Below are 23909 nucleotides of genomic sequence, written 5' to 3'. Positions count from 1 at the left end.
TAGGGACCGTGACTCGACCATGACTTAAGGCCCTCTGAAGAATCCGGCCGTCCGGTTCGTCCCCGTCGGCCGCTCCAACCCCTCTGACCAGGCCGGGAACCCGGTGGAGGACCTCGTTCCAGCCATTTCACGGTCACCGGGCGACAAGGCGGGCTCTGGCGGATTTAGCCCTTCACAAGCCCGGGGCGGTCGAATGGGCGGCCGCGTGAGAGTCCGGAATGAAGCGAGGGACCGACCACAGTGAGCCTTCAGGCCAAGCCAGTTACGCGTCTCGACCGTGTCGTGATCCGCTTCGCGGGCGATTCGGGTGACGGTATGCAGCTCACCGGTGACCGTTTCACCTCCGAGACAGCGACCTTCGGCAACGACCTCTCCACACTGCCGAACTTCCCCGCCGAGATCCGGGCACCCGCCGGAACCCTGCCGGGTGTGTCCAGCTTCCAGCTGCACTTCGCCGACCACGACATCCTCACCCCGGGCGACGCACCCAACGTGCTGGTCGCGATGAACCCGGCCGCCCTCAAAGCCAACATCGCCGACCTGCCGCGCGGCGCGGAGATCATCGTCAACACCGACGAGTTCACCAAACGCGCCATGCAGAAGGTCGGCTACGCGGCCTCACCCCTGGACGACGGCTCCCTGGACGGCTACAGCCTCCACCCCGTCCCCCTGACCACGCTGACCGTCGAGGCCCTCAAGGAATTCGACCTCAGCCGCAAAGAAGCCGAACGCAGCAAGAACATGTTCGCGCTCGGCCTGCTGTCCTGGATGTACCACCGCCCCACCGCGGGCACCGAACGCTTCCTGAAGACCAAGTTCGCCAAGAAACCCGAGATCATGAAGGCGAACCTGGCCGCGTTCCACGCCGGCTGGAACTTCGGCGAGACCACCGAGGACTTCGCGGTCTCCTACGAGGTCGCGCCCGCCGCCACCGCGTTCCCCACCGGCACCTACCGCAACATCTCGGGAAACCTGGCCCTGTCCTACGGACTGGTCACCGCGTCCCGCCAGGCGGACCTGCCCCTCTTCCTGGGCTCGTATCCGATCACCCCGGCCTCCGACATCCTGCACGAGCTGAGCCGCCACAAGAACTTCGGCGTCCGCACCTTCCAGGCCGAGGACGAGATCGCCGGCATCGGCGCCGCCCTGGGCGCCGCCTTCGGCGGCAGCCTCGCCGTAACCACCACATCCGGTCCCGGCGTCGCCCTGAAGTCGGAGACCATCGGCCTGGCCGTCTCGCTGGAACTGCCGCTGCTGGTCATCGACATCCAGCGCGGCGGACCCTCCACCGGCCTGCCGACCAAGACCGAGCAGGCGGACCTGCTCCAGGCGATGTTCGGCCGCAACGGCGAAGCCCCCGTCCCGGTGATCGCGCCGAAGACGCCCGCGGACTGCTTCGACGCCGCCCTGGAAGCGGCCCGCATCGCACTGACGTACCGCACGCCGGTGATGCTCCTGTCGGACGGCTATCTGGCCAACGGCTCCGAGCCCTGGCGGATCCCGGAGATCGACGAACTCCCCGACCTGACCGTCCAGTTCGCCCAGGGGCCGAACCACACCCTGGAGGACGGCAGCGAGGTCTTCTGGCCGTACAAGCGGGACCCGCAGACCCTGGCCCGCCCCTGGGCCATCCCCGGCACACCCGGCCTGGAGCACCGCATCGGCGGCATCGAGAAACAGGACGGCACCGGCAACATCTCCTACGACCCCGCCAACCACGACTTCATGGTCCGCACCCGCCAAGCCAAAATCGACGGCATCGACGTACCCGACCTCGAAGTCGACGACCCGCACGAGGCCCACACCCTCGTCCTGGGCTGGGGCTCCACCTACGGACCCATCACGGCGGCGGTACGGCGACTGCGGACCGCCGGCGAGTCCATCGCACAGGCCCATCTACGCCACCTCAACCCGTTCCCGCGGAATCTCGGCACCGTGCTCAGCCGGTACGAGCATGTCGTCGTCCCCGAGATGAACCTGGGCCAGCTGTCGACACTGCTGCGTGCCCGCTACCTGGTCGACGTACGGCCCTTCACTCAGGTCAACGGCATGCCGTTCAAGGAAGAACAGCTTGCCCACGCACTGGAGGCGACGATCCATGACCACTGAACTCCGCCTCCTGCCCAAGGACTTCAAGTCCGATCAGGAAGTGCGCTGGTGCCCCGGCTGCGGTGACTACGCGATCCTCGCCGCGGTCCAGGGCTTCATGCCGGAACTGGGCCTGGCCAAAGAGAACATCGTCTTCGTCTCCGGCATCGGCTGCTCCTCCCGCTTCCCGTACTACATGGACACCTACGGCATGCACTCCATCCACGGCCGCGCACCCGCGATCGCAACCGGACTCGCCACGTCCAGGCGGGACTTGAGCGTATGGGTGGTCACCGGCGACGGCGACGCCCTGTCCATCGGCGGCAACCACCTCATCCACGCCCTGCGCCGCAACGTGAACCTGAAGATCCTCCTGTTCAACAACCGGATCTACGGCCTCACCAAGGGCCAGTACTCCCCCACCTCCGAGGTCGGCAAGATCACGAAGTCGACGCCGATGGGCTCCCTCGACGCCCCCTTCAACCCGGTGTCGCTGGCCATCGGCGCGGAAGCATCCTTCGTGGCACGCACGGTCGACTCCGACCGCAAGCACCTCACCGAGGTCCTCCGCCAGGCCGCCGCCCACCCCGGCACAGCCCTCGTCGAGATCTACCAGAACTGCAACATCTTCAACGACGGCGCCTTCGAAGTCCTCAAAGACCGGCAGCAAGCCGAAGAAGCGGTGATCCGGTTGGAGCACGGGCAGCCCATCCGCTTCGGCACCGACGGCTCTCGCGGCGTGGTCCGCGACCGGACCACCGGTGGCCTCGAGGTGGTCGACGTGACCCCGGAGAACGCGGCGGACATCCTCGTCCACGACGCCCACTCCCCCTCCCCCGTCACCGCCTTCGCCCTCTCCCGCCTCGCCGACCCGGACACCCTCCACCACACTCCGATCGGTGTCTTCCGCGACGTCGAACGTCCCGTCTACGACGTCCAGATGACCGATCAGCTGGACGCGGCGATCGAACAGAACGGCAAGGGCGACCTGGCCGCCCTGCTGGCCGGCGGCGACACCTGGACCGTCGCCGGGTAATCCCCGCCCCTCCCCGCCTCTCACCCGCCCCCGTTCCCTTTTCCTTTCCTAATTCCTTTCCGAGGAGTCCCCTCATGACGTACGTCATCGCTCAGCCCTGCGTCGAGGTGAAGGACAAGGCCTGCATCGACGAATGCCCCGTGGACTGCATCTACGAGGGACCGCGCATGCTCTACATCCACCCGGACGAATGCGTGGACTGCGGGGCGTGCGAGCCGGTCTGCCCGGTCGAGGCGATCTTCTACGAGGACGATCTGCCGGAGCAGTGGAGTGCGTTCGGCCCGGCCAACGCCGAGGTGTTCGAGACGGTCGGCTCGCCGGGCGGGGCGAGTGCGACGGGCCCGTTGGGCAGCGACCACCCGGTGGTCCAGGGGGCGCCCGTCCTCAGCGCCTGAGCCGTGGTGACGAACAGCGCGCGTCCGCCGGTGTGCCGGCGGGCGCGCGCTGCTTCGGTCTGTGGGTGGCCAGGGCGTCGTGGCTACAGGTTCCAGTCCATGCCCTGAGTCGTCAGGCGTGGTGTCAGATGGTCGACGATGGCGGCGATCGTGGGATGGTCCCAGACCAGGTTCGGGTCGACGATCAGGCCGTGCTCGTCCTCCAGGTCGCCGCACAGGCTCAGTGCCGTCACGGAGTCCATGCCGTAGGCGACGAGCGGGGTGCGGTCGTCCAGGGACTCCTCGGGACGGTCGAGGTAGAGCGCGAGACGAGCGGTGAGCCAGCCGTGCAGCCCTGCGGCGAGTGCGGCCTGCCCGGAGGTACGGGTCGTCATGGAGTGCTCCTCGGCGATGGCGGCCAGGGTGTGGGCCCTGAAAGTGCGGGGTCCGGCCAGTGTCCGCAAGGGGGCTAAAGCCGGGCTTGAAGCTCGCCCCGTCGCTGCCGGAGCCGGGCGGCATGACAGTCGTATGGCAAAGCGCGGTGGAGCGTGTGCCCAGGACCGCGCAATAGCACGCCGCGGCATTCGTGGGGCGGCAGAACACTGGCACGTTTTTTCGGTTGGCGGCACCGGCGCGGGGCCTCGGGCAGCCATTCGTTGACCCGAATTCGGCAAAGAGGATTTGCTTCCCTCGTACCGGAGCCGTGCCATGACAGGCCGTTGCGGCTCCTTCGTCTCTCCCGTGAGTCAACGCCTTGCCGTGCCTATCCATGCCTTTCCACGCCTTTTTACGCCGAGCAGGAGCAACAGATGGGGAACCAGCGACTGACCATGTGCATCATCGGCACCGGGCCCCGCGGCCTGTCGGTGCTGGCACGCGTCTGCGCCAACGCCGCCCTCGCCCCGGACACCGGACTCACCGTGCACGTGGTCGAGTCCGAGCGGCCGGGCTCGGGCCGTGTATGGCGCGGCAGCCAGTCCCGGCATCTGCTGATGAACACCGTCGCCTCCCAGGTGACTCTCTTCACCGACGAGTCGGTGGAGATGGAGGGCCCGCTGGAGACCGGGCCGAGCCTGTACGAGTGGGCGCAGCTCATGGCCTCGCTGGAACCAGGGGAGTCCGGTCTGGACGACGGTTTTCACGCGGAGGCGCGCGGGATGGGCCCCGACACGTATCCGACCCGCGCGTTCTACGGCCACTATCTGGAGTGGGTGTTCAACCGGGTGGTCGCGCTCGCCCCGTTCCACGTCGACATCGTCGTCCACCACACGCGTGCCGTCGCCCTGGACGACGCGGCGGACGAGCCGGACGCGACGCAGACCGTGCGGCTGGAGAACGGCCGCGAACTGACCGGCCTGGACGCGGTGGTGCTGTCCCTGGGGCATGTGGAGGCGGAGGACCCCGACACGCTGGCCCGGCTGCACAAGAAGGCGCAGGCCCTGGGGCTGAGGCATGTGCGGCCGGTCAATCCGGCCGACATCGACCTGGAGTTCGTCGGAGCGGGTGAGCCGGTGCTGCTGCGCGGGCTGGGGCTCAACTTCTTCGACTACATGGCGCTGTTCACCCAGGGGCGCGGCGGTGTGTACGAGGAGGTGGACGGGCGGCTGGTCTATCGGCCCTCGGGCCGTGAGCCCGCCTTGCACGCCGGTTCCCGGCGCGGGGTGCCGTACCACGCGCGCGGCGAGAACGAGAAGGGTGCCCACGGCCGGCACCACCCGCTGCTGCTGGACGAGGCGAAGGTCGCCGAGTTGCGGGCGCGGGCCGCGCGCCGCGGCGGCCTGGACTTCCGGGCCGACATCTGGCCGTTGATCGCCAAGGAGGCGGAGACGGTCTACTACACGGCGCTGCTGGCCCGCACCGAGGAGCCACAGGTCGTGGACGCCTTCCGCAAGGAGCTGCTGGACGCGCCGTGGGAAAGCGCCGCGGAGGGCGAGGTGCTGGACGCGTACGGGGTGGCCGCCGCCGACCGGTGGGACTGGGAGCGCGTCACCCGCCCCGACGAGGGGGCACGCTTCGACAGCCCGGCCGCCTGGCAGGAGTGGCTGCTGACGCGGCTGGGCCAGGACGTGGCGGACGCTCTGGAGGGCAATGTGTCCGGGCCGTTGAAGTCGGCGCTGGACGCGCTGCGGGATCTGCGCAACGAGATACGCCTCCTGATCGACCACAACGGCCTGACCGCGGACTCGCACCGCGACCACCTCGACCGCTGGTACACCCCGCTCAACGCGTTCCTGTCGATCGGGCCGCCCGCCTCCCGCATCCGGGAGATGATCGCGCTGATCGAGGCCGGTGTCCTCACCATCGTGGGCCCCGACGTGCGGATGGAACTGGACGAGGAGGCAGGGGAGTTCGTGGCGTCCTCGCCGAAGGTGCCCGGTTCCGAGGTGCGGGCCGGGGTGCTGATCGAGGCCCGGCTGCCAGACATCGACCTGCGGCGCACCGCCGACCCGCTGCTGCTCCATCTGCGGACGACCGGCCAGTGCAGCCGCTATCGCATCCACGGTCCCGGCACGCGGACGTACGAGACGGGTGGTCTCGCGGTCACCGAGCGGCCCTACCGTCTGGTGGACGCCTCGGGCCGGGCGCATCCGCGGCGGTTCGCGTACGGCGTGCCCACCGAGTCCGTGCACTGGGTGACGGCCGCCGGTATCCGGCCCGGGGTGAACTCGGTGACTCTGGGCGACTCCGACGCGATCGCCCGTGCCGTGCTGTCGCTGGCGTCCGCAGCGGCGTACACCCTGCCGGGTGCGACGGCCGGGAGCGAGGCGGCGTGACGGCATACCCGTGCCGCGCCCTCACCGTGGTGGACGGTGAGGGCGCGGCGGGTCGACCGGGCGCTGTCAGGTGGTCGGCAGCTTCACCGACTGGCTGTGGCGGAAGAAGTCGCGCGGGTCGTACGCCTGCTTGACCTTCTGGAGGCGGGCGTAGCCGGACTTGTAGTACAGGTCGTGCCAGGGCACGCCGGAGGTGTTGTACTTCGGGTCGCTCAGGTCGATGTCCGGGTAGTTGACGTAGGCGCCGTCGGTCACGTCGTTGATGACGGGGACACCGCCCGTGGCGGCGAAGACGCCGTGGTAGAACTCGCGGATCCAGCGCAGTGAGATGTCCTCGGCCGCGGGGTCGTTCCACCACAGTCCCCAGGCCGCCTTGAACGCGGCCTCGCGGTGCGGGGCGGCGGTGGCGTCCGGGGCGACCGCGTTGACCTGGCCGCCGAAGGAGCTCACCTGCACGGCGGCGGTGGAGTTGACCAGGTCGTCCCGTGTCAGGTGCCGGTAGAACTCGTCGATGTGGGCCGTCGGCATGGTCTTGCGGTAGTAGGCGGACTTGAAGTCGGACCTGAAGGTGGGGTCGTTCAGCGTCGGGTTGGTGGTGCCGATGTAGCGGGCGGCCTGGAGCCAGGGCATCCGGCGCGGGGCGGCGAGTTCGGGCATCGCGGCCACCTCGCCCATGGGGGTGGTCATCGGCTCCTGGGCCACGTCCAGGCCTTCGGTGATGGCGCCGAGGTAGTCGTCGAGTATCTTCTGCGCGTCCGGGACGGTCGCGTCGACCTGGGTGACCAGGCCGATGTAGCCGGCCGACTTGTGGTTCAGCCACAGCACGCTGGTCAGGTTGTCGTTGACGGTGCCGGACTTGAGGTTCTTGGTGTGCCAGTCGCCGAAGTTCTTGACCAGCCGTGCGAAGCGGTCCTTGGTCATGTCGGCCCAGGGCCAGGCGGTGGCGTGCAGGAACACCTCGGCCGGCGGCTGCGGAAGCAGTTTCGCGGGGTTGGTGCCGGTCGCTCCGGGAGTGCGGAACCAGAAGCGGGTGACGACGCCGAAGTTGCCGCCTCCGCCGCCGGTGTGGGCCCACCACAGGTCACGGTTGGGGTCGTTCGGCTCGCGGGTCGCGACCTTGACCGTCGCCGTGCCGTCGGCGCCGACGCAGACCACCTCGACGCCGTACAGGTGGTCGACGACCAGCCCCATCTGGCGGCAGAGCAGGCCCCAGCCGCCGCCGCTGACATGGCCGCCGACGCCGACCTGGAAGCAGGTGCCGGCGGGGATGGTGACGCCCCAGGTGCGGTACATGCGCTCGTACACGTTCAGCACCTGCGCGCCGGCTTCGACGCAGACGGCGTTCTTGTCGGGGTCGAAGTAGACCCGGTCCATCCTGGTCATGTCGAGGATGACCTGTACGTCGGGGTTGAACACCCAGTCCTCGAAGCAGTGGCCGCCGCTGCGCACCGTCAGTCGCTTGCCGGCGGTCGCGGCCGCCTGGACGACCGAGCGGACCTGGGCGGTCGTCTCGGCGAGGCAGATCCTCTCGGGTGCGGAGGACCATCTCTGGTTCCAGCCCTGCACCAGGTCCTTGTACCGCTTGTCACCGGGGGCCACCGTGGTGATCGGCCCCGCCGCCGGTACGGCTTGGTCAGCCGCCGCGGACGGTGTGGCGAGGGCCGTTCCGGTCAGGAGGGCGGCTCCTCCGGCAGCCGCGCCCCCGGTGAGGAAGTTCCGCCTGTGGATACCTTCAGCGTGGCGAGCCATCGAGCCAACCCCTTTGTCCTGATGAGTCAATACGGCCACGCTATAGATCGGTTCACGCCACCGGCACTCAGAAAATTGCGCTCGTACTCGGCGGTCTTCCGGCCCGCCCGGAGCATCCTCGGGACGGCCTGCAAACACGGCGGGACGGCTCGCGGGCAGTCGTGCGGAGCGGGCCCGACGGTGTGTGCGGCCTGCGGATTCACGCCGAACGCGGCCGCGTGGACGGCGGGTGACGCTGGGCGTCGCGTGGCGTGGTCCGGCTTCGTCCGCCGCGGGTGCGGGCGGTTGCCTCGTAGGAAAGATCACGCCACGGCGCATGAAGAAGCCCGCCCGGGAGACGTCACGGGCGGGCTGGGTGCGGTGGTGCGGGCGCTCAACTCACATGCAGCGCCGTCTCCTTGCCGGGGGCCGGGGCGGGACCGGAGGCGGATGCCGGGTCCAGATGGATCCGGAGCAGTCGGCGGATCCGTTCATGCCGGCAGACTCGGCGGACATCCCGCGGAAGAAGCGCGTCGACGGGATACTCGGCCGCGGGGCGCGCCAGTGCGTGGGCGAGCCGTGCCTCGAAGCCCCGGTCGTCGGCGCGGCGCACCGCATAGGGGAAGAGTTCCGCCAGCCGCGCGCGGGCCGCGTGCTCGGGGCCTTCCAGAACCGCGCAGACCCCTGTCCCCGTCATGGCCACCAGTACGGGTTCCGCGTCGGTGGCGCCCATGGCCGAGTGGATCTCCAGGCCCGCCCCGCCCGCGCGGTACTCCTGCGGGGTCATGCCCAGTATCGACGAGGAGACGGCGTAGAACTGGCCCGTGGTGGTGAAGCCCGACTGGTAGATCGCGTCGGACACGGTCCGCGCGCGGATCAGCTCCTCGCGCACCCGCTGTGCCCGGACCGCCGTCCAGTAGGCGTGCGGGGTCAGGCCGGTCAGTGACTTGAACATGCGGTGGAAGTGGAACCGGCTGTAGCCGGCGCTCTGCGCCAGGTCGTCCAGGTTGGGTGGCGCCACCGCCGTGTTCATCAGCAGGCAGCTGCGGGCCACGATGGCGGCTTGCAGCCGGTTCGGCTCGGGCTCGCCCGGCTGGCAGCGGCGGCAGGGCCGGTAGCCCCGTGTGTGGAGTTCCTCGAGCGACGCGTGGAACTCCACGTTCTCCCGCCGGGCCAGCCGTGCCGCGCACGAGGGCCGGTTGTAGATCCCGGTCGTCGTCACCGCGTAGTAGAACCGTCCGTCGGCGGCGTCGTCGCGTTCCCGGACCGCTCGCCAGCGCTGTTCGTCGCTCTCGTACGCGCAGAGGTCACCGTCGGCGGCCGCCGGCGGCCGTGTCGGTGCCGGCGCCGCCCTCATCTTCTCTCCCCCGCTCAGAACATGCCGTTGCTGTGCGGCAGTTGCTCGGGGATCTCGGTCCTGATGTCCCAGTACTCGACGATCTTCCCGTCCGCGACGCGGAACAGGTCGCCGAACGCGTGCGGTGTGCCGTTCAGGGTGCCTTCGGAGTGGGTGAAGACGAAGTTGCCCTCGGCCAGGACCCGGTGGACCTTGAGGTAGTCCGCGCCGGCGAGCGTCTCGCGCAGGCCGGCGACACCGTCGGCGACTCCGGGGGCGTGCCGGATCAGCTCGCCGTCCTTGACGTATCCGTCGAGCGCGGCCAGGTCGCCGCCGACGTAGACCTCGTCGATCAGGCGGCGGACCAGTTCCTTGTTGGCGGCGGTGCGGTCGCGGTCGGTGACCTCGGCGGGGCCGTCGCCCATGTCGTGCCCGGACGCGGTCGGGCCGATCTCCGGGCCCAGCGCCTCCCAGTGCTCCTGGATCTTGTCGTCGCCTGCGCGGTACAGGTTGAACAGGATGAGCGGCACCTCGGCGAGGCCGGTGACCCGGGCGTGCAGCAGCACCAGGTCGTCCTCGGCGATCGAGCGCAGCAGCTCGTACTGGGCGCCGGCGCCCTTGGCCCGCTCGGTCAGCTGGCGCAGGCCCGCCGGCCCGTCCGAGCACAGGGGGCTGTGCTGGATGAAGTCGGGCGCGTAGTACTTCTCGAGGGCGCCGTCGGTGTCGGCGCCGCCGGTCAGCTCCAGCACGCCTTCCACGATGAGGTTCTTGGTACTCATCCGAATCTCCAAGGTTGAGGGTGGTTGCCGCGGAACTCAGCCGGTGGTGACCGGGAGTGCTTCCAGTGCGCGGGAGAGCAGGCTGGGCTTGTACGCGAACCGGTCGGCGGCCAGCGTCAGCCCGGGGGCCCGGCGGAAGAGCGTGCCGAGGGCGACCTTGCCCTGGGTGCGGGCCAGGGGCGCGCCGAAGCAGACGTGGATGCCCGAGGCGAAGCTGAGGTGGCGGTTGTCGGTGCGGCCGAGGTCGAGGGTGTCCGGGTCCGGGAAGGCGTCGGGGTCGCGGTTGGCGGCGCCCCGGACGGCGATGACCTGTTCGCCCGCGCCGACCACGTTGCCCTCGCCGAGGTCGACGTCCTGGGACGCCACCCGGATGGACAGGTGGGAAGGCGAGTCGTAGCGCAGGAGTTCCTCGACGGCGCTGGCCGCAAGTTCCGGTTCGGCGCGGAACCGGGCGAGCTGGTCGGGGTGTCGCAGCAGGGCGAGGGCGCCGTTGCCGATGAGGTTGGTGGTCGTGCCGTGTCCGGCGATGAACAGCAGGATGCAGGTGCCCAGGAGCTCCTGTTCGCTGATCTCTCCCTGGTCGGCCGCGGCCGCGAGGCGGCTCAGCACGTCCTCTCCCGGTGTCCGGCGCCGCTCTGCCGCCAGTGCCAGGAAGTAGTCGTTGAGCCCGGTCAGTGCCTCGTCCCTGGCCTGGTGGTTGGCCTGGGAGACGGTGAACGAGGGGCTCACGCCGGCCAGGTAGTCCTGCGCCCACTTCTCGATCATCAGGTGGTCGGGCTCCGGCACCCCGAGCAGGTGGCAGATGACTCCGAACGGCAGCCGGTGCGCGAGGGCGGTGATCAGGTCGAACTCGGGGCCGTTGTCCAGGGCCTCGTCGAGGAGTTGCCCGGTCCGTTGCTCGATGTAGCCGTTGGCGCTGCGCATGACGCGCGGTCCGAAGGTGTCGCGCAGGACGCGGCGCATCCGGGTGTGGTCCGGCGGGTTCATGAAGATGAGCATGTGGCGCTGGTCGGCGAATCCGCCGGGCAGTGCCGTCCCGTCGGGCGTGTCCGGGGCCGTCGCCGCGGGCGACGGATAGCCGAACCGCTCGTCCCTCATGACGAGGTCGCACTCGCGGTGCCGGGTGAGCACCCAGAAGCCCGCCGGGCTGCGGAAGACGGGAGTGCTTTCCCGCAGCCGCCGGTAGTGCTGGTAGGGGTCCTGCTGGAAACCGGGGTCGGTGGGGTCGAAACCGAGCATGCCCCCGGCACCAGCCCGCGTCGTCGTCGTGCCGCTCACATGTCCTCCGCTTGGAGTTGTTTGTCCCCTGTCGCAGAACGCTCGGGACATCCGGCTCCGCCCGCGCTGATCCGCGCCGGCTCGCTGTCTCTTTCGGCCAGTGGGCCTCACGGAACCACAGCGGACAGGGGGCGTGGGAGCCGTCATTTCCTGCATGGCCAGTTGTTGTCAGAGCGCTCGGCTCGGGCCGTGACGGGCAGCGCCATACGCTTTTGCACATGACAAGCGTGGAGCAGTCCGCCCTGGTGGCAGGCGATGTGACGACGCGTGAGCGGATCTTCGACGCGGTGCTGGGACTGTGCCGCGAGCGTGCCTACGAGGCGTTCGACGTGGGTGACGTCGCCCGCCGCGCGGGCGTCGAGGAGGAGGCGGTGCGGGCCGGGTGGCCCGCCAAGAACCTGCTCGTGATGGAGGCGCTGCTGCACGCCGTCGCCCCGCACATGAGGTTCCCCCGCACCGGTGACATCCGGGCCGACCTGGAGCAGCAACTGGCCGCCACCGCGCGGCTGTTCGCCGATCCCGGCATCGGTCCGCACCTGCGGGCCGTCATCGCCGAGATCCACTCGGACGAACGTCTCGCGGCGACCTTCCTGAAGAAGGTGTACACACCCAACCGGACGGTGGCCCGGGCCCGATTCGAACTGGCCCAGGAGCAGGGGCAGTTGCGTACCGACATCGATCTGGACACGGCCGTCGACCTGGTCTTCGGCTCCCTGTGGTTCCGGCTGCTGCTGGGCACCGGCCCGCTCACCGCCGAGCTGGCCGCCTCCGTCGCCGACCACGCACTGGCCGGCCTGGGCGTGCCCGCCTCGCGAGCCTGAGCCCGGACACGGCAGCGGCGGGCCGGCCCGTTCGATACGGGCCGGCCCGCCGCTGCCGTCCTCGGCCCGGATGTCCGGGCCGAGGCTCAAGGGTTCTCGCGGGTCATGTCCAGCGGCCGCTGCCGAAGGTCTCGCTGCTCTGCAGCACCTTCTCCCGCAGGTCGAACCGGCGCACCTTCCAGGTACCGGTGCGCGGGAAGTCCTCCCAGTCGATGATCCGGGGCTCGTCGAGCGCGATCAGACCGGCCGTGGCGCGCTTCCAGGCCTCGCGGTCCAGGGTGCCGCTGTGGGTCGAGATGATCGGCACGGGCAGTCCGTTGGGATTGCCGAGCACGATGACCTCGGAGGCGTCCTCGAGACGTTCCAGCAGCAGGCTCTCCAGCTCTATGCCGCTGGTGCCGGGTATGACGTCGACCTCTCGGTCGAGGATGTCCACGGTGCCGTCCCAACGGTGGACGCCGATGTCACCGGTGTTCCACCAACCGTCCCAGACCTTCTCGTTGTAGCGCTCGGGCTCGCCGAGGTAGCCCAGGCAACGGCCCTTGCCATTGATCAGGACCAGGCCGCTCTTACCGCGTGACACCGGGCGCCGGGTCTCCGGGTCGACCACCTTGATCTTGGTGACGAAGGGGACCGGCCGGCCCACGTTCCGGGTGAACGTCCCGTGGTCGTCGGATCGTTTCCGCATCACCTTGCGCTTGGGGTACTGCGCCAGCGTGGCGGGACCGATCTCGCTCTGCCCCCAGCTCTGCGCCCACACCGGGCGGCGCCGGTGACTGGTCTGCATGAAGGTGCGGATCGTGCTGGGGTGGATGGCGTCGAAGGTGGAGACGAACATCCGTACGTCGCTGAAGAGCTCCGGGTGCGCCTTCGGCAGGTGCTCCCAGCGCTGGAAGATGTTGGGGCAGGCCTCCAGTGTGGTGGGGCGGTTGCGCCCGAGGGTCTCGACGACGACGTCCGGGTCGGAGCCGCCGAGCACCACGACCTTGGAGGGGATCAGCACCGACTGGGCCATCACCCAGGTCACGGCGCGCGAGTGCACGAAGGCGATGCAGGAGGCGACGGTGTCGTCGGGCCGCGTCGACAGGAACGGGATGCGGATGGTCTCCATCACCCCGTACACGCCGATGGTGTCCGCCGAGTGCATCACGAACTTCGGGATGCCCGTGGTGCCGGAGGTGTGGGTGAGCAGCATCGGCTCGGAGTCCGGGCGCAGGTCGGGCGCGGGGATGTCGCTGCCGGCGAGGTCGGCGAGGCGGGTGGCGTCGCCGGACGGCAGCTCGCCCTCGACGGCGAGCACCCGGGTGCCGGGTCCGGCCAGCTGGACGCCCTGTTCCTGGGCGGCCGCCAGCACGTCGTCGGAGGCGACGATCACCTTCGGTTCCAGACGCTCCATCATCTTGCCGAGGGTGTCCGGCGGGAACGTCGAGGTGATCATGGCGGGCAGGCCGCCGATCCGGGCGGCCGCCGCGGCCAGCAGGACGACGTCCATGTGGTTGTGCTTGATGATCGCCAGCCGGTCGCCGCGGCGCAGTCCCGCCGCGTACAGGCGTCCCGACATGTCCTGCACCAGGTGCGCCAGGGACGTGGAGTCGTAGGCGCGGCCCGCGTCCGGGGCGATGTCGAAGGGGCGGTCCAGGTGCCAGATGGGCCCCGGCTTCCCCGCGAAGTGGTCGAAGTGGGCCCCTATGTTCTTGGGGCGCTTGGTCTTGGGCATCGGCCGTTCTCTTCCGTCGTAGGACCTCTCGGGGACGCCTGGAGCCGGGGCCGCCGCCGGCCCGCCCCGCTGTGTGCGGGGTCGGGCCGGCGGCGGCCGGTGCGGCGTCAGTGCGGCTGGCTGGGGACCGGAGTGTCGGTGTCGCTTCCGGTGCGCCCGCCGGGGATCGGCGGTGCCTGCTCCGTTTCGGCCTCGCTGAGGCCGTAGCGGGCGTGGAACTTGCGCAGCGGGCCGGGCGCCCACCAGTTGGCGCTGCCGAACAGCTTCATCAGGGCCGGCAGGAGACCGCCGCGGATCAGGGTGGCGTCCATGAGGATCGCCAGTGCCATACCGAGGCCGATCGCCTTCATGTAGCTGATGCCGGAGGTGATGAGGACCAGGAAGACCAGCGAGAGCAGCACGGCCGCGTAGGTGACGACCTTGCCGACCCGCTCCAGGCCGTTGGCGACGGCCAGTTCGTTGTCGCCGGTGCGGTCGTACTCCTCCTTGATCCGCGACAGCATGAACACCTGGTAGTCCATCGACAGGGCGAAGGCCAGGCCGAAGCACATGATCGGCACGGTCCAGGTGATGCTGCCGGTGATGATGAAGTCACCGAACAGGCTTGCCATGTGGCCTTCCTGGAAGATGAAGACCAGGGCGCCGAAGGTGGCGGTGAGGCTGAGCACGGTCAGCAGGATCGACTGCAGCGGCAGCAGGATGCTGCCGGTGAGCAGGAACAGCAGCAGGAACATGCCGATGAACAGGATCGCCGCGGACAGCGGCAGGTTCTCGCGCAGTGTGTCGAAGGTGTCGACGCTGACCGCCGCCGGACCGCCGACCTTGATGTCGAACGGCGCCTTGGTGTCGCGCACCGCCTCGACGAGCTTCTCGCCCTGCGAACCGTAGGCGTCGACCGACGGCACCACGGACAGGTAGGTGCCCGCGGTCACCCCGAAGCGGGTGTTGGCCTCGGTCGCCTCGGCGACCTTCGCGCCGTCGACGTAGGAGCCGGTCAGGGCGTCGACGCGGCTGACGTCGGCGACCTTGGAGAGGTCCTTGGCGTAGGCGTCGATGGTGTCGGTCTTGGTGCTCGGGTCGCCGGCGTTGGCCGCGACCACGGTCAGGGCCTGCTGCTCGCGGGTGTCGAAGTCCTTCTTCAGCACCTGGGCGACCTGGGCGGACTTGGCGTCGGCGGGCAGGACCGCCTCGTCGGGCAGCCGCAGCTTCATGTCCATGGCCGGCAGGCCGAGGGTGATGACGACGGCGAGGATCAGCACGGCGACCCGCACCGGGCGGCGCATCACGGCGGTGGACGTGCGGTGCCAGAAGCCGCCGCCGTCGTTGGCCGGGTCCTGCTTGCGCTTGAACAGGCTCCACTTGTCGACGCGCGGGCCGATCCAGCGCAGCACCGCCGGGGCCAGGATCAGGGTGACCGCGGCGGCGACCAGTGCGGTGGTCATGCAGCCGATCGCGAGCGAACGCAGCATCGTGAACGGCAGGACGAGCAGACCGACGAACGCGACGGCCACGGTGAGCGCGGAGAACAGGATGGTGCGGCCGGCGGTGCGCAGGGTCGTGGTGATCGCGGTGTTGATGTCCCGGCCCTGGCGCAGTTCCTCGCGGTAGCGGGTCACGAACAGCAGGCAGTAGTCGATGCCCAGACCGATACCGAGGAACGTCGTGGTGTTGACGACGACGCTGGAGGTGTCGTTGAAGAAGGTGATGGTGAACAGCGCACCCATCGACGCCAGCATCGCGCCGAACGCGACGGCCACCGGCAGCAGCGCGACCAGGGCGCTGCCGAAGATGACGACCAGCACGATGAGGAGCAGCGGGAAGACCATGCCCTCGGCCTTGGAGGCGTCCTTGCTGGACGTCTCGATGTTCTCGTGCCACATCATGGCCGAGCCACCGGTCTTGACCTCGAGGCCGTCGACGGTGCCGGAGTACTTCTCGTCGATCTTCTTCGCCCAGTCGATCTGGTCGTCGAAGTCGCCGTCGATCCGGCCCAGCACGATGGCCTTGTCGCCGTCCTTGCTGCGCAGCGCCTCACTGCCGGTGGTCCAGTAGGAGACGACATCGGTGATGTCGGACTCCTTGGCCAGCTTCTCTGTCAGGTCACGGCCGGCCGCGGCGACGGAGGTGTCGTCGACGCCCCGCTTGTCCTCGACCAGCAGCAGCAGGTTCGGTTCGCCCTGCTTGAAGGTCTTCTCCAACTCCTCTGCCGCAGCACGGGATTCGGTGCCGGTGGCCTCGTAGCCGCCCGAGGTGAGCCGGTCCTGCAGGCCGCCGCCTGCGGCTCCGGCGAGGAACACCAGCAGCAAGGTGAAGAGAACCACCTTGCGCGGTGAGCGCAGCACCAGGCGTGAAAGCCTGTCGAACATCGTTCCTCCTATGGTGTGGGTGAGGGCTTCGGCTTCACGCCGGCCGGGAGGGTCCGCGTACGGCCGCGAATCTGCGGTCGAACCAGTCGCGTGCCAGGTCGTAGAACTCGGCGGCGCCTCGGTGCACGTTCAGCGAGTGGCCGACGCCGGCGACCACGTGGGTCTCCAGCTGGGCCTCGGGCGCGTAGTACTCCCGCTCGAAGTCGTGCACGGACTCGGAGTGGGCGGCGAAGCCCACGTCCGAGCTGCTGAAGAGCGCGTCGTGTTCCCCGACCACCACCAGGACGGGCACCTTGACGGCCCGCGAGTGCTCGGGCCGGTAGGTCTCGGGCAGTGACTTGCCCTCGCCCCAGGTGGCGGTGGACTTGATCAGTTCGTTGTGCGCGGACAGTTCCGGATCGATGCCGCCCGCAAACTCGAGCATCCTGGCGCGGCGTCCGGGACGCTGTGTCAGGTACTCGGCGGGCGCGCCGAGACCGGCGAGCAGGGGGTCCTGGTTCGCCGGGTGGAAGAAGTCGTGGACCTTGTCGACCTTTTCGTAGAAGTCGGTCGTGGTGTGCAGCATGCCGGTGATGACCAGGCCGTCCACGTCCGCGTACCGGGCCGCCTCGACGAGGGCGATGCCCGATCCGTAGGAATGGCCGACGCTGACCACACGGGAGAAGCGGTGGCCCGCCGGGGTGCCCGAGCGCAGCAGCGCGATCGCCCGGTGGATGCTCTCCGCGTGGGCGTCCAGGTCGACGTCGTCCCCGTGGGGCCGGCTGGAGGCTCCGGTGCCGAGACGGTCGAGCAGCAGCACGGCGTATCCGGCGCGCAGCATGTGGGCGCTGTAGTCGTAGGTGCCGGGCAGGGTCCAGTAGCGGCGGTCGTAGGTGAGGCCGGGGATGAGCACCTGGACCGTGTCCGCCCCCTGTTCGGGGACGAGGAGCCGGCCGGCGATGTGCCGGTCGGTGCCGTCCACGGGCACGTGGACGGTGAGGTCCTCGCCGACGCAGGGCGGGGTGTCCGCCTCGGGCAGCGGCGCCGGGACGACGGTCATGGGGTTCTCCTCGTGTTGTGCAGGGGCGTGCCGGGTGCGGTCGTGGACGGCACCTGTTCGGGGGCGGGCGCCGTGGGTCTGGGGCTCCGTCGGGCGGAGAGGTCCGCGATGCTCGTGACGGAGAGGTCCTCGGAGCGGGAGTGCCGGGCGCCGAGGCCGTGGGTGTTGCTGGGCGGTCCGGCCGGGCCGGGGCCGCTGGGACCGCGCAGGGCGGCGGCTATCACCCGCGGCCGGAACATGGCGGCCGGTGAGGCGAGGAGCTGGGTGTGCTGGAGCATCAGCAGGGCCGCGTGCTGGTCGGTGACCGCGGCGGCGGTGAGGCGGTCCACGTAGCGCTTGCCGATCCGCGTCACCGCGTCGGGGCGGGTGACCTCGTAGACCCAGGGATAGGAGAAGTCCATGCCGGTGGCCAGCTGCCACGCGGGGGTCATGGTGCGGGCGAAGGCCTTGCGCAGGCGGCCGGCCAGTCCGATGTGCGTGCCGTGCGCGGCGAGTCGGTCGCTCAGCACCTGGGCGCACAGCACGGCGACGGACATGCCCTGCCCGTAGGAGGGGTTGAAGCCGCCGAACGCGTCGCCGATGACGAGGAATCCGTCGGGCCAGCGGCTCAGCTTCTCGTAGTGCCGCCAGCGGTTCTCGGTGCGGCCCGAGCCGTGGACCGGCTCGAGCGGGGTGGCGGACTCGATGACGTCACGCAGCACCGGGTCGCGCAGGGTGCCCGCGGCGCGCAGCAGCCCCTCGTGGTCGGTGGGCGGGCGGTCCCCGCCGCTGGCGGAGACCGACACCATCCAGCGCCCGCCCTCGATCGGGTTGAGGATGCCCTGGCGGGGGATGTCGGCCGAGGCCATCAGCAGCATGCAGGACCAGTCGGCGGCATGGCCGGCGGGGGGCTCGTAGATGGAGGTGGCGTACGCGGTCTTCGCGTCGACGACGGACTCGCGCGGGCGCTCGTAGCCGAGGTCCTCCAGCCATTGCGGGGCTTTGGACTTGCGGCCGGTGGCGTCGACGACGAAGTCCGCGTCGATGAGGTACTTCTCGCCCCAGCCGGTGCGCGTCTCGCCGTCCCTGCCGCGCACCCACACGCCGGTGACGGTGTCGCCGCGTCCGCTCTGGAGTCCGAGGGCCTCGTGTTCCTCGACGAACTCCACCTTCGGGTCCGAGCGCAGGCGCCGGCGCACCACCGCGTCGATGACGTCGCGGGTGCCGGTCAGCATCGCCAGGTCGGTCTCGAAGCGGGACATCCAGCCGCCGGGTGCGAGCAGCAGCATGTCCTCGGGCATCCGGACGCGGACCATGCCGGCCGTGAGGAGTTCGTCGGTGATGCCGGGGAAGAGCTGCTCCAGGCCCTGGTGGCCGGCGGCCATCAGGTTGTGGGCGTGCCGTGCCTGGGCCACACCTCGCCGCCAGCGAGGCTCCACGGTCAGCCGGTCACGTTCGATGATCGTGACTTTCCGCATGTGCGGGGACAGGGCTCGCGCTGCGGCCATTCCGGCGAGGCTCGACCCGATCACGACGGCGTGGCCGTCACCGCCGTGCCCGCCTCGGGCACCTGGGTTGACGCTCATGTGTGCGCCCTCTCTCGTGCGTTGTGGGAATGCGTGGTGCGGTGCCGTCGCGTCCCGGGACAGGTCCGCGGGACGCGGTGGGGCGGCGGTGCCGGTGACCGGCGGTCCGGTACGGGTGTGTCAGGTCGGGCTTGAGGTGGGGGTCGGGGTCGGGGTGCCGCGCAGGGCGGCCACGGCCGAGGGCAGACCGTCGGCGACGGTCGGATACGCCGGGCGCCAGCCCAGTTCGTCCCGTGCCAGGGCGTTGCTCAGCCGGTAGGAGGTGGTCAGCGAGGTGGTGACGGGGCGGCCGAGGGCGAGCGCGGCCACCGCCCGGGGTACCGGTGCGGCCACTTCGGCGCCCAGCGCGCGGGCGGCCTCGCGGGCGAACCGCGCCAGCGGCAGCGGCTCGTCGTCGGCGATGTTGTACTCGGCGCCGGCCGGTGCCCGTTCCAGGGCGGCCACATAGGCGGCCGCCAGGTCGTCGAGGTGGACGCAGCTCCAGTGGTTGGAGCCGTCGCCGGGGTGACGGATGCGCCCGCTCCGGCTCGCCTGGTCGGCGAAGGCGGCCCGGAAGTTGCCGCCCGGTCCGTAGACGAATCCGGCGTGCAGCACCACCGAGTCCAGGCCGTCGGCCGCCATGGCGCGCAGCCGGGCCGTCGCCGCGGCGTGCCACACCCCGAGCGGGGCGGGGCGGTGCGGCACCGACTCGTCGATCCACCGCTCGCCGTGGTCGCCGTAGACCCAGGCACCGCTCGCGTACAGCAGCCGTCGGCCGTGAGTGCGGCAGGCCTCCGCCAGGGCCCCCGCCATGACGGCGTCGGCCTGGCGGATGCGCCGGATGCGCGCCGTGGTGAGCCGGCCGGTGAAGCGCAGCTGTGCGGCGTGCACGACCGCGTCGGCGTCCTGGACGAGCGGTACGTACGTCTGGGGGCGCAGCATGTCGCCGATGCGCAGGTCGGCCCCGGCGGCGGCCAGTCGGGCCGCCCGGGACGGGTCGCGCACCAGGCCCGTCACCCTGTGCCCGGCGGCCAGCAGGGCATGGGCGACGGCGCCGCCGATGTACCCGCTCGCGCCGGTGACCAGGACGTGCCGGGCGGCGCCGGTCACAGGTACTCCACCGTCGGTGCGGCCGGCAGCCGGTGGCGGGTGTCCAGGATGAACCGGGCGTGCTGGGTGATGAGGTCGAGGTCGAAGGCGCTGTGGTCGGTCAGCAGGACGACCGCGTCGGCAGCGGCGAGTTCCTGCTCGTCCAGTTCGGTGCGGATGACCCGCGGGTCGACGGGGGCGCTCTCCACGACGTGCGGGTCGACGGCCCGCACCTCGGCGCCCAGCCGCAGCAGTCCGTCCACGACCCGGACGGCGGGCGACTCACGGGCGTCGCCGGTGTCCGGCTTGTAGGCCAGGCCGAGTACCAGCACGCGGGAGCCGGACAGGGCGCGGCCGCGCTCGTTGAACGCGGTCAGCAGCCGCTGCACGACGTAGGCGGGCATGTGGTCGTTGACGTCGTTGGCGAGCTCGACGAAGCGGAAGCGGTGGCCGAGGGCCCGGTTGACCCGCCAGGACAGGTAGACCGGGTCCACGGGCAGACAGTGGCCGCCGACGCCGGGGCCGGGGGTGAAGCGCATGAAGCCGAACGGCTTGGAGGAGGCGGCGTCCACCGCTTCCCATACGTCGATGCCCAACTCGCGTGCGTAGACGGCGAGTTCGTTGACCAGGGCGATGTTGACGTGCCGGAAGGTGTTCTCGACCAGTTTGGTCAGCTCCGCCACCTTCGGCGACTTCACCGGCACGGTCGTGTCGACGACCGTGCGGTAGAAGGCGTCGACGGCTTCGAGGGAGGCCTCGTCGACACCGGAGACGACCTTGGGGGTGGTCTCCAGGGTCCACACCCGGTTGCCCGGGTCGATCCGCTCCGGGCTGTAGCCCAGGTGGAAGTCGACGCCCACGGTCAGGCCGGAGTACTCCTCCAGGATCGGGGCGACCAGTTCCTCGGTGGTTCCGGGGTAGGTGGTGGACTCCAGGACGACCGTGGAGCCCTGGCGCAGGAACCGGCCCAGGATCCGGGCGGCCGACTCGATGGCCCTGAGGTCGGGGACGCCCTCGCGCAGCGGCGTCGGCACGCTGATGACGGCCACGTCGAAGCCGCCGACCGCGCGTTCCTCGGTGGTGGGCAGATAGCGCCCGGTGGCCAGTGCGGCCGACAGCCGCTGCGGTGCGACGTCCTCGACGAAGGACTCGCCCGCGGCAAGCCGCTTGACGCGGTCCTCGTCGACGTCGAAACCGACGACCGTGGTGTCCTCGCCGGCCTCCACGGCGCGTACCGCGAGCGGCAGGCCGACGTACCCCTGGCCCATGATGACGATCTTTGGCATCGACCCGTCCGTTTCTGATGAAGTCGTGTGGTGGCGGTCGTCGGTTCAGGTCCAGCGGCCGGTGCCGAAGGTGGCCTGGGAGTCGAGCACCTGCTGGCGCAGGTCGAAGCGGCGCACCTTCCAGGTGCCGGTGCGCGGGAAGTCCTCCCACGCGATGACGTGCGGCGGGGCCAGCTCGGGCAGGTCGCGGGTGGCTTCCTGCCACTCCGCCTCGCTCAGCTCGCCCTCGGACAGGCTGAGCACCGGGACCGGCCTGCCGCCCTCGGGGTCGCCCAGGACGATCACCTCGGTGGCTCGCCGGATGCGCTCCAGCAGGATCGACTCCAGGGCGATGGAGCTGGTGCCGGGGATCAGGTCGACCTCGCGGTCCTGGAGGCGCAGTGCGCCGGTGCGCGACTTCACCCCGAGGTCGCCGGTGTTCCACCAGCCGTCCCAGTCCTTCTCCTGGGCGCGGTCGTCCTCACCGAGGTAGGTGAGGCAGCGTCCCTTGGTCTTGACGAGGACCACGCCGGCCTCGCCGGCCGGAACCCGCTTGCGGGTGTCCGGGTCGACGATCTTGACCTGGGTGATGAAGGGGATCGGGCGGCCGACGACGTTGGTGACCGGGTCGAGGGCGCCTTCGTTCTTGCGGATCTGCTTGCGGGAGTAGACGGCCATGGCGACCGGTCCCGTCTCGCTCTGCCCCCACACCTGTCCCCACACCGGGCGGCGCTGGTCGGAGGCGTCCATGAACGCCCGCACGGTGGGCGGGTGGATCGCGTCGAAGGTGTTGACGAAGAACCGGACGCGGCTGAACGCGGCACGGTGCGTCTCGGTGAGCTGCTCCCAGCGCTGGAAGATGTTCGGGCAGGCCTCCAGCACGGTCGGCCGGTGCTCACTGAGCACCTTGGCGACCAGGTCCGGCTCGTTGCCGCCGAGGATGACGACCTTCTTCGGCGGGCGGGCCAGCTGGGCGAAGGTCCAGGTGATGGCGCGGCCGTGGACGAAGGCGATACAGGACGCGAAGACGTCGTCGGGCCGGATGGACAGGCCCGGCAGCGGCATCGTCTCCAGCTTGGTGAGCACGCCGAGGAGGGTGTTCGGGGAGTGCACGACCAGCTTCGGCACACCGGTGGTGCCGGAGGTGTGGGTGCAGATCATCGGCTCGTGGTCCGGGCGCAGGTTCATCGGCGGGATGTCGGCGCCGGCGAGCGAGGCCAGGCTGATCCCGCCGTCGGCGAGCGCGGGGTCGCCGTCGATGGCGATGACCTGGCAGCCCGGGCCGGTCAGCCGTACGCCCTGGGCGGCCGCCGCGCCGAGCACCGAGCCGGAGGCGACGAGCACCTTCGGCTGGAACCGCTCCATGATCTTGGCGTGCACGTCGGGGGCGTTGGAGGAGGAGATCATCGCGGGCAGCGCGCCGATCCGGGCGGCGGCCGCGGCGAGCAGCACCACGTCGTGGTGGTTCTCCTTGATGATGGCCAGGTGGTCGCCGCGGCGCAGACCGGCCGCGTGCAGGCGTCCCGACATGTCGGCGACCAGCCGGGCCAGGGCGGCGACGTCGTACTCCCGGCCGCCCTCGGGGGCGATGTCGTAGGGCCGGTCGAGGTGCCAGGTGGGCGTGTTCGCGTCGGCGTAGTACTCGAACAACGCACCCAGGTTCTTGGGGCGTGGGGTCTTCTTCATTGCTCTGCCTTGCCTTCCTGGGGGTTCAGCGGATGACGAGCAGGTTGGCGATCAGCAGTGCCGCCACCCCGAGTCGGTGGGTGTCGACGCCGAGCTTGCGGGCCAGCAGCGCGTTGTTCTGGCCCAGGCCCGCTCGCAGTTGCCGGGCCCGCATCACCAGGACCGGGACCATGCACAGCAGGAACCAGCCGGGGACGGCGTCGGCCGCCCAGGCGATCAGCAGCGCCGCGGTCTCGGTCAGCGAGATCAGGGCGATGGCCACGGAGTAGGCGGACGGCGTCAGCACGGTGGCGAGGTTCTTGCGGCCGGCCGCGCGGTCGCCTTCGCGGTCGTTGACGTTGGAGTACACCGACACCAGCAGCGACCAGACGCCGATCAGATACGTCTCCAGCGCGATGACGCCGGTGAAGTGGCCGTCGACCAGGCCGTAGGGGATCAGCGCCATCAGGCCGGGGCTCAGCAGCAGCACCAGTTCCTGACCGCCGCGGTAGCTGAGCCGCATTCCGTGCGAGTACTGGACGCTGATCGCGATCTGGAACGGGATCAGCAGGAGCACCCAGGCCGGGGTGTGCGGGGCGATGGCCACGGCCACGCCCATCCAGAGCAGGCTGGCCAGCAGGGCCAGATATCCGAACCGCAGCGCCTGGTGTTCCGTCAGGTCACCGTTGAGCAGCGGCTTGCGCTCACGGTTGCGCAGCGCGGCTTTCGGGTCGTAGTTGACGTCGTCGCTGCCGTCCCTGAAGCCGTGCACGTCGTCGAAGGCGACCGTCGCCGCGGTCATCGCCACCCAGCCGAGCGTGGTGACGACCAGCGTCCAGAGCACCTTCGGGTCGTTTCGCAGATCGGAGGGCAGCAGCGCCCATACGACCGGCGCGGCCAGGTAGTAGTCGAAGAACGACAGCTTCGCCAGCCGCGCGTAGGCGCGCAGCCGCCCGGTCGGCTTGACCGCGATGGCCTGGCTCATGTCCGCTCCTCCTCTCTTCGTCGTC

General features: G+C 70.3%; 18 protein-coding genes. 5 read left to right on the top strand and 13 right to left on the bottom strand.

The window, feature by feature from the left end; genetic code table 11:
- The first annotated feature begins 240 nt into the window (after nt 1–240).
- The 3 genes from ACIOHP_RS38215 to fdxA all read left to right on the top strand — a co-directional run bounded on the left by ACIOHP_RS38215 (nt 241) and on the right by fdxA (nt 3519).
- Nucleotides 241–2109 (top strand): 2-oxoacid:acceptor oxidoreductase subunit alpha, encoded by a 1869-nt coding sequence (locus tag ACIOHP_RS38215; RefSeq protein ID WP_401894658.1) that lies wholly within the window; start codon nt 241–243, stop codon nt 2107–2109.
- Nucleotides 2099–3124 (top strand): 2-oxoacid:ferredoxin oxidoreductase subunit beta, encoded by a 1026-nt coding sequence (locus tag ACIOHP_RS38210; RefSeq protein ID WP_401894657.1) that lies wholly within the window; start codon nt 2099–2101, stop codon nt 3122–3124. Before ACIOHP_RS38215 ends, ACIOHP_RS38210 begins: the two co-directional genes overlap by 11 nt.
- A gap of 74 nt (nt 3125–3198) precedes the next feature.
- Nucleotides 3199–3519, top strand: a complete 321-nt coding sequence (fdxA, locus tag ACIOHP_RS38205) for a ferredoxin (protein ID WP_361554572.1) — start codon at nt 3199–3201, stop codon at nt 3517–3519.
- An 83-nt stretch (nt 3520–3602) separates the two neighbouring features.
- Here fdxA and ACIOHP_RS38200 read toward each other — a convergent pair whose 3' ends face one another.
- Entirely contained in the window at nt 3603–3893 is a 291-nt protein-coding gene (locus ACIOHP_RS38200) for an acyl carrier protein (RefSeq protein ID WP_361494910.1), read from the bottom strand.
- 414 nt (nt 3894–4307) lie between these two features.
- Here ACIOHP_RS38200 and ACIOHP_RS38195 point away from each other — a divergent pair, with 414 nt between their 5' ends.
- On the top strand, nt 4308–6272 hold the full coding sequence (locus ACIOHP_RS38195) for an FAD/NAD(P)-binding protein (protein WP_401894654.1): 1965 nt from the start codon (nt 4308–4310) through the stop codon (nt 6270–6272).
- A 66-nt stretch (nt 6273–6338) separates the two neighbouring features.
- Here ACIOHP_RS38195 and ACIOHP_RS38190 read toward each other — a convergent pair whose 3' ends face one another.
- The 4 genes from ACIOHP_RS38190 to ACIOHP_RS38175 all read right to left on the bottom strand — a co-directional run bounded on the left by ACIOHP_RS38190 (nt 6339) and on the right by ACIOHP_RS38175 (nt 11393).
- On the bottom strand, nt 6339–8021 hold the full coding sequence (locus ACIOHP_RS38190) for an FAD-binding oxidoreductase (RefSeq protein WP_401894652.1): 1683 nt from the start codon (nt 8019–8021) through the stop codon (nt 6339–6341).
- A 373-nt stretch (nt 8022–8394) separates the two neighbouring features.
- Nucleotides 8395–9357, bottom strand: coding sequence for a bifunctional transcriptional activator/DNA repair enzyme AdaA (locus ACIOHP_RS38185; RefSeq protein WP_401894650.1), 963 nt, complete (start codon nt 9355–9357; stop codon nt 8395–8397).
- 14 nt (nt 9358–9371) lie between these two features.
- On the bottom strand, nt 9372–10115 hold the full coding sequence (locus tag ACIOHP_RS38180) for a nuclear transport factor 2 family protein (RefSeq protein WP_401894648.1): 744 nt from the start codon (nt 10113–10115) through the stop codon (nt 9372–9374).
- Between the two features lie 36 nt (nt 10116–10151).
- A complete protein-coding gene (locus tag ACIOHP_RS38175; RefSeq protein ID WP_401894645.1) occupies nt 10152–11393 on the bottom strand; it encodes a cytochrome P450 in 1242 nt (413 codons plus the stop codon).
- A gap of 218 nt (nt 11394–11611) precedes the next feature.
- On the opposite strand from ACIOHP_RS38175, the gene ACIOHP_RS38170 reads away from it, so the two are divergent.
- Entirely contained in the window at nt 11612–12214 is a 603-nt protein-coding gene (locus ACIOHP_RS38170; protein ID WP_401894643.1) for a TetR-like C-terminal domain-containing protein, read from the top strand.
- A gap of 103 nt (nt 12215–12317) precedes the next feature.
- Here ACIOHP_RS38170 and ACIOHP_RS38165 read toward each other — a convergent pair whose 3' ends face one another.
- From ACIOHP_RS38165 to ACIOHP_RS38130, 8 genes are all read right to left on the bottom strand, one after another.
- Nucleotides 12318–13931: an AMP-binding protein gene (locus tag ACIOHP_RS38165; RefSeq protein WP_401894641.1), complete on the bottom strand. Its 1614-nt coding sequence runs from the start codon at nt 13929–13931 to the stop codon at nt 12318–12320.
- 107 nt (nt 13932–14038) lie between these two features.
- The gene (locus tag ACIOHP_RS38160; RefSeq protein ID WP_401894638.1) at nt 14039–16297 is read right to left on the bottom strand and encodes an MMPL family transporter; all 2259 of its coding nucleotides are present in this window, start codon (nt 16295–16297) and stop codon (nt 14039–14041) included.
- Between the two features lie 34 nt (nt 16298–16331).
- The gene (locus ACIOHP_RS38155) at nt 16332–17336 is read right to left on the bottom strand and encodes an alpha/beta hydrolase (RefSeq protein WP_401894636.1); all 1005 of its coding nucleotides are present in this window, start codon (nt 17334–17336) and stop codon (nt 16332–16334) included.
- Nucleotides 17333–18901: an FAD-dependent oxidoreductase gene (locus ACIOHP_RS38150; RefSeq protein ID WP_401894633.1), complete on the bottom strand. Its 1569-nt coding sequence runs from the start codon at nt 18899–18901 to the stop codon at nt 17333–17335. Before ACIOHP_RS38150 ends, ACIOHP_RS38155 begins: the two co-directional genes overlap by 4 nt.
- A gap of 120 nt (nt 18902–19021) precedes the next feature.
- Nucleotides 19022–19990 carry an NAD-dependent epimerase/dehydratase family protein gene (locus ACIOHP_RS38145; protein WP_401894631.1) on the bottom strand — a complete coding sequence of 323 codons (969 nt, stop codon included), beginning with the start codon at nt 19988–19990 and terminating at the stop codon, nt 19022–19024.
- On the bottom strand, nt 19987–21255 hold the full coding sequence (locus ACIOHP_RS38140) for a nucleotide sugar dehydrogenase (RefSeq protein ID WP_401894628.1): 1269 nt from the start codon (nt 21253–21255) through the stop codon (nt 19987–19989). Before ACIOHP_RS38140 ends, ACIOHP_RS38145 begins: the two co-directional genes overlap by 4 nt.
- Before the next feature lie 45 nt (nt 21256–21300).
- Nucleotides 21301–22920 carry a class I adenylate-forming enzyme family protein gene (locus tag ACIOHP_RS38135; protein WP_361554610.1) on the bottom strand — a complete coding sequence of 540 codons (1620 nt, stop codon included), beginning with the start codon at nt 22918–22920 and terminating at the stop codon, nt 21301–21303.
- A gap of 25 nt (nt 22921–22945) precedes the next feature.
- Nucleotides 22946–23884, bottom strand: a complete 939-nt coding sequence (locus ACIOHP_RS38130; RefSeq protein ID WP_401894625.1) for a UbiA family prenyltransferase — start codon at nt 23882–23884, stop codon at nt 22946–22948.
- Nucleotides 23885–23909: the final 25 nt, after the last annotated feature.

The organism is Streptomyces sp. NPDC087859, from assembly GCF_044742595.1.
GTDB classification, from domain to species: Bacteria; Actinomycetota; Actinomycetes; order Streptomycetales; family Streptomycetaceae; genus Streptomyces; species Streptomyces canus_F.
The sequence above is the reverse complement of the archived record's forward strand: the minus strand, read 5'-3'. Positions and strand labels throughout refer to the sequence as shown.

What these genes read in the sequence shown, in the direction of transcription:
- ACIOHP_RS38150 (WP_401894633.1), bottom strand. Translation starts at nt 18,901, where the DNA reads ATGAGCGTCAACCCAGGTGCCCGAGGCGGGCACGGCGGTGACGGCCAC.
- ACIOHP_RS38180 (WP_401894648.1), bottom strand. Translation starts at nt 10,115, where the DNA reads ATGAGTACCAAGAACCTCATCGTGGAAGGCGTGCTGGAGCTGACCGGC.
- ACIOHP_RS38155 (WP_401894636.1), bottom strand. Translation starts at nt 17,336, where the DNA reads ATGACCGTCGTCCCGGCGCCGCTGCCCGAGGCGGACACCCCGCCCTGC.
- ACIOHP_RS38195 (WP_401894654.1), top strand. Translation starts at nt 4,308, where the DNA reads ATGGGGAACCAGCGACTGACCATGTGCATCATCGGCACCGGGCCCCGC.
- ACIOHP_RS38130 (WP_401894625.1), bottom strand. Translation starts at nt 23,884, where the DNA reads ATGAGCCAGGCCATCGCGGTCAAGCCGACCGGGCGGCTGCGCGCCTAC.
- ACIOHP_RS38140 (WP_401894628.1), bottom strand. Translation starts at nt 21,255, where the DNA reads ATGCCAAAGATCGTCATCATGGGCCAGGGGTACGTCGGCCTGCCGCTC.
- ACIOHP_RS38170 (WP_401894643.1), top strand. Translation starts at nt 11,612, where the DNA reads ATGACAAGCGTGGAGCAGTCCGCCCTGGTGGCAGGCGATGTGACGACG.
- ACIOHP_RS38165 (WP_401894641.1), bottom strand. Translation starts at nt 13,931, where the DNA reads ATGCCCAAGACCAAGCGCCCCAAGAACATAGGGGCCCACTTCGACCAC.
- ACIOHP_RS38135 (WP_361554610.1), bottom strand. Translation starts at nt 22,920, where the DNA reads ATGAAGAAGACCCCACGCCCCAAGAACCTGGGTGCGTTGTTCGAGTAC.
- ACIOHP_RS38185 (WP_401894650.1), bottom strand. Translation starts at nt 9,357, where the DNA reads ATGAGGGCGGCGCCGGCACCGACACGGCCGCCGGCGGCCGCCGACGGT.
- ACIOHP_RS38200 (WP_361494910.1), bottom strand. Translation starts at nt 3,893, where the DNA reads ATGACGACCCGTACCTCCGGGCAGGCCGCACTCGCCGCAGGGCTGCAC.
- ACIOHP_RS38160 (WP_401894638.1), bottom strand. Translation starts at nt 16,297, where the DNA reads ATGTTCGACAGGCTTTCACGCCTGGTGCTGCGCTCACCGCGCAAGGTG.
- ACIOHP_RS38210 (WP_401894657.1), top strand. Translation starts at nt 2,099, where the DNA reads ATGACCACTGAACTCCGCCTCCTGCCCAAGGACTTCAAGTCCGATCAG.
- ACIOHP_RS38190 (WP_401894652.1), bottom strand. Translation starts at nt 8,021, where the DNA reads ATGGCTCGCCACGCTGAAGGTATCCACAGGCGGAACTTCCTCACCGGG.
- fdxA (WP_361554572.1), top strand. Translation starts at nt 3,199, where the DNA reads ATGACGTACGTCATCGCTCAGCCCTGCGTCGAGGTGAAGGACAAGGCC.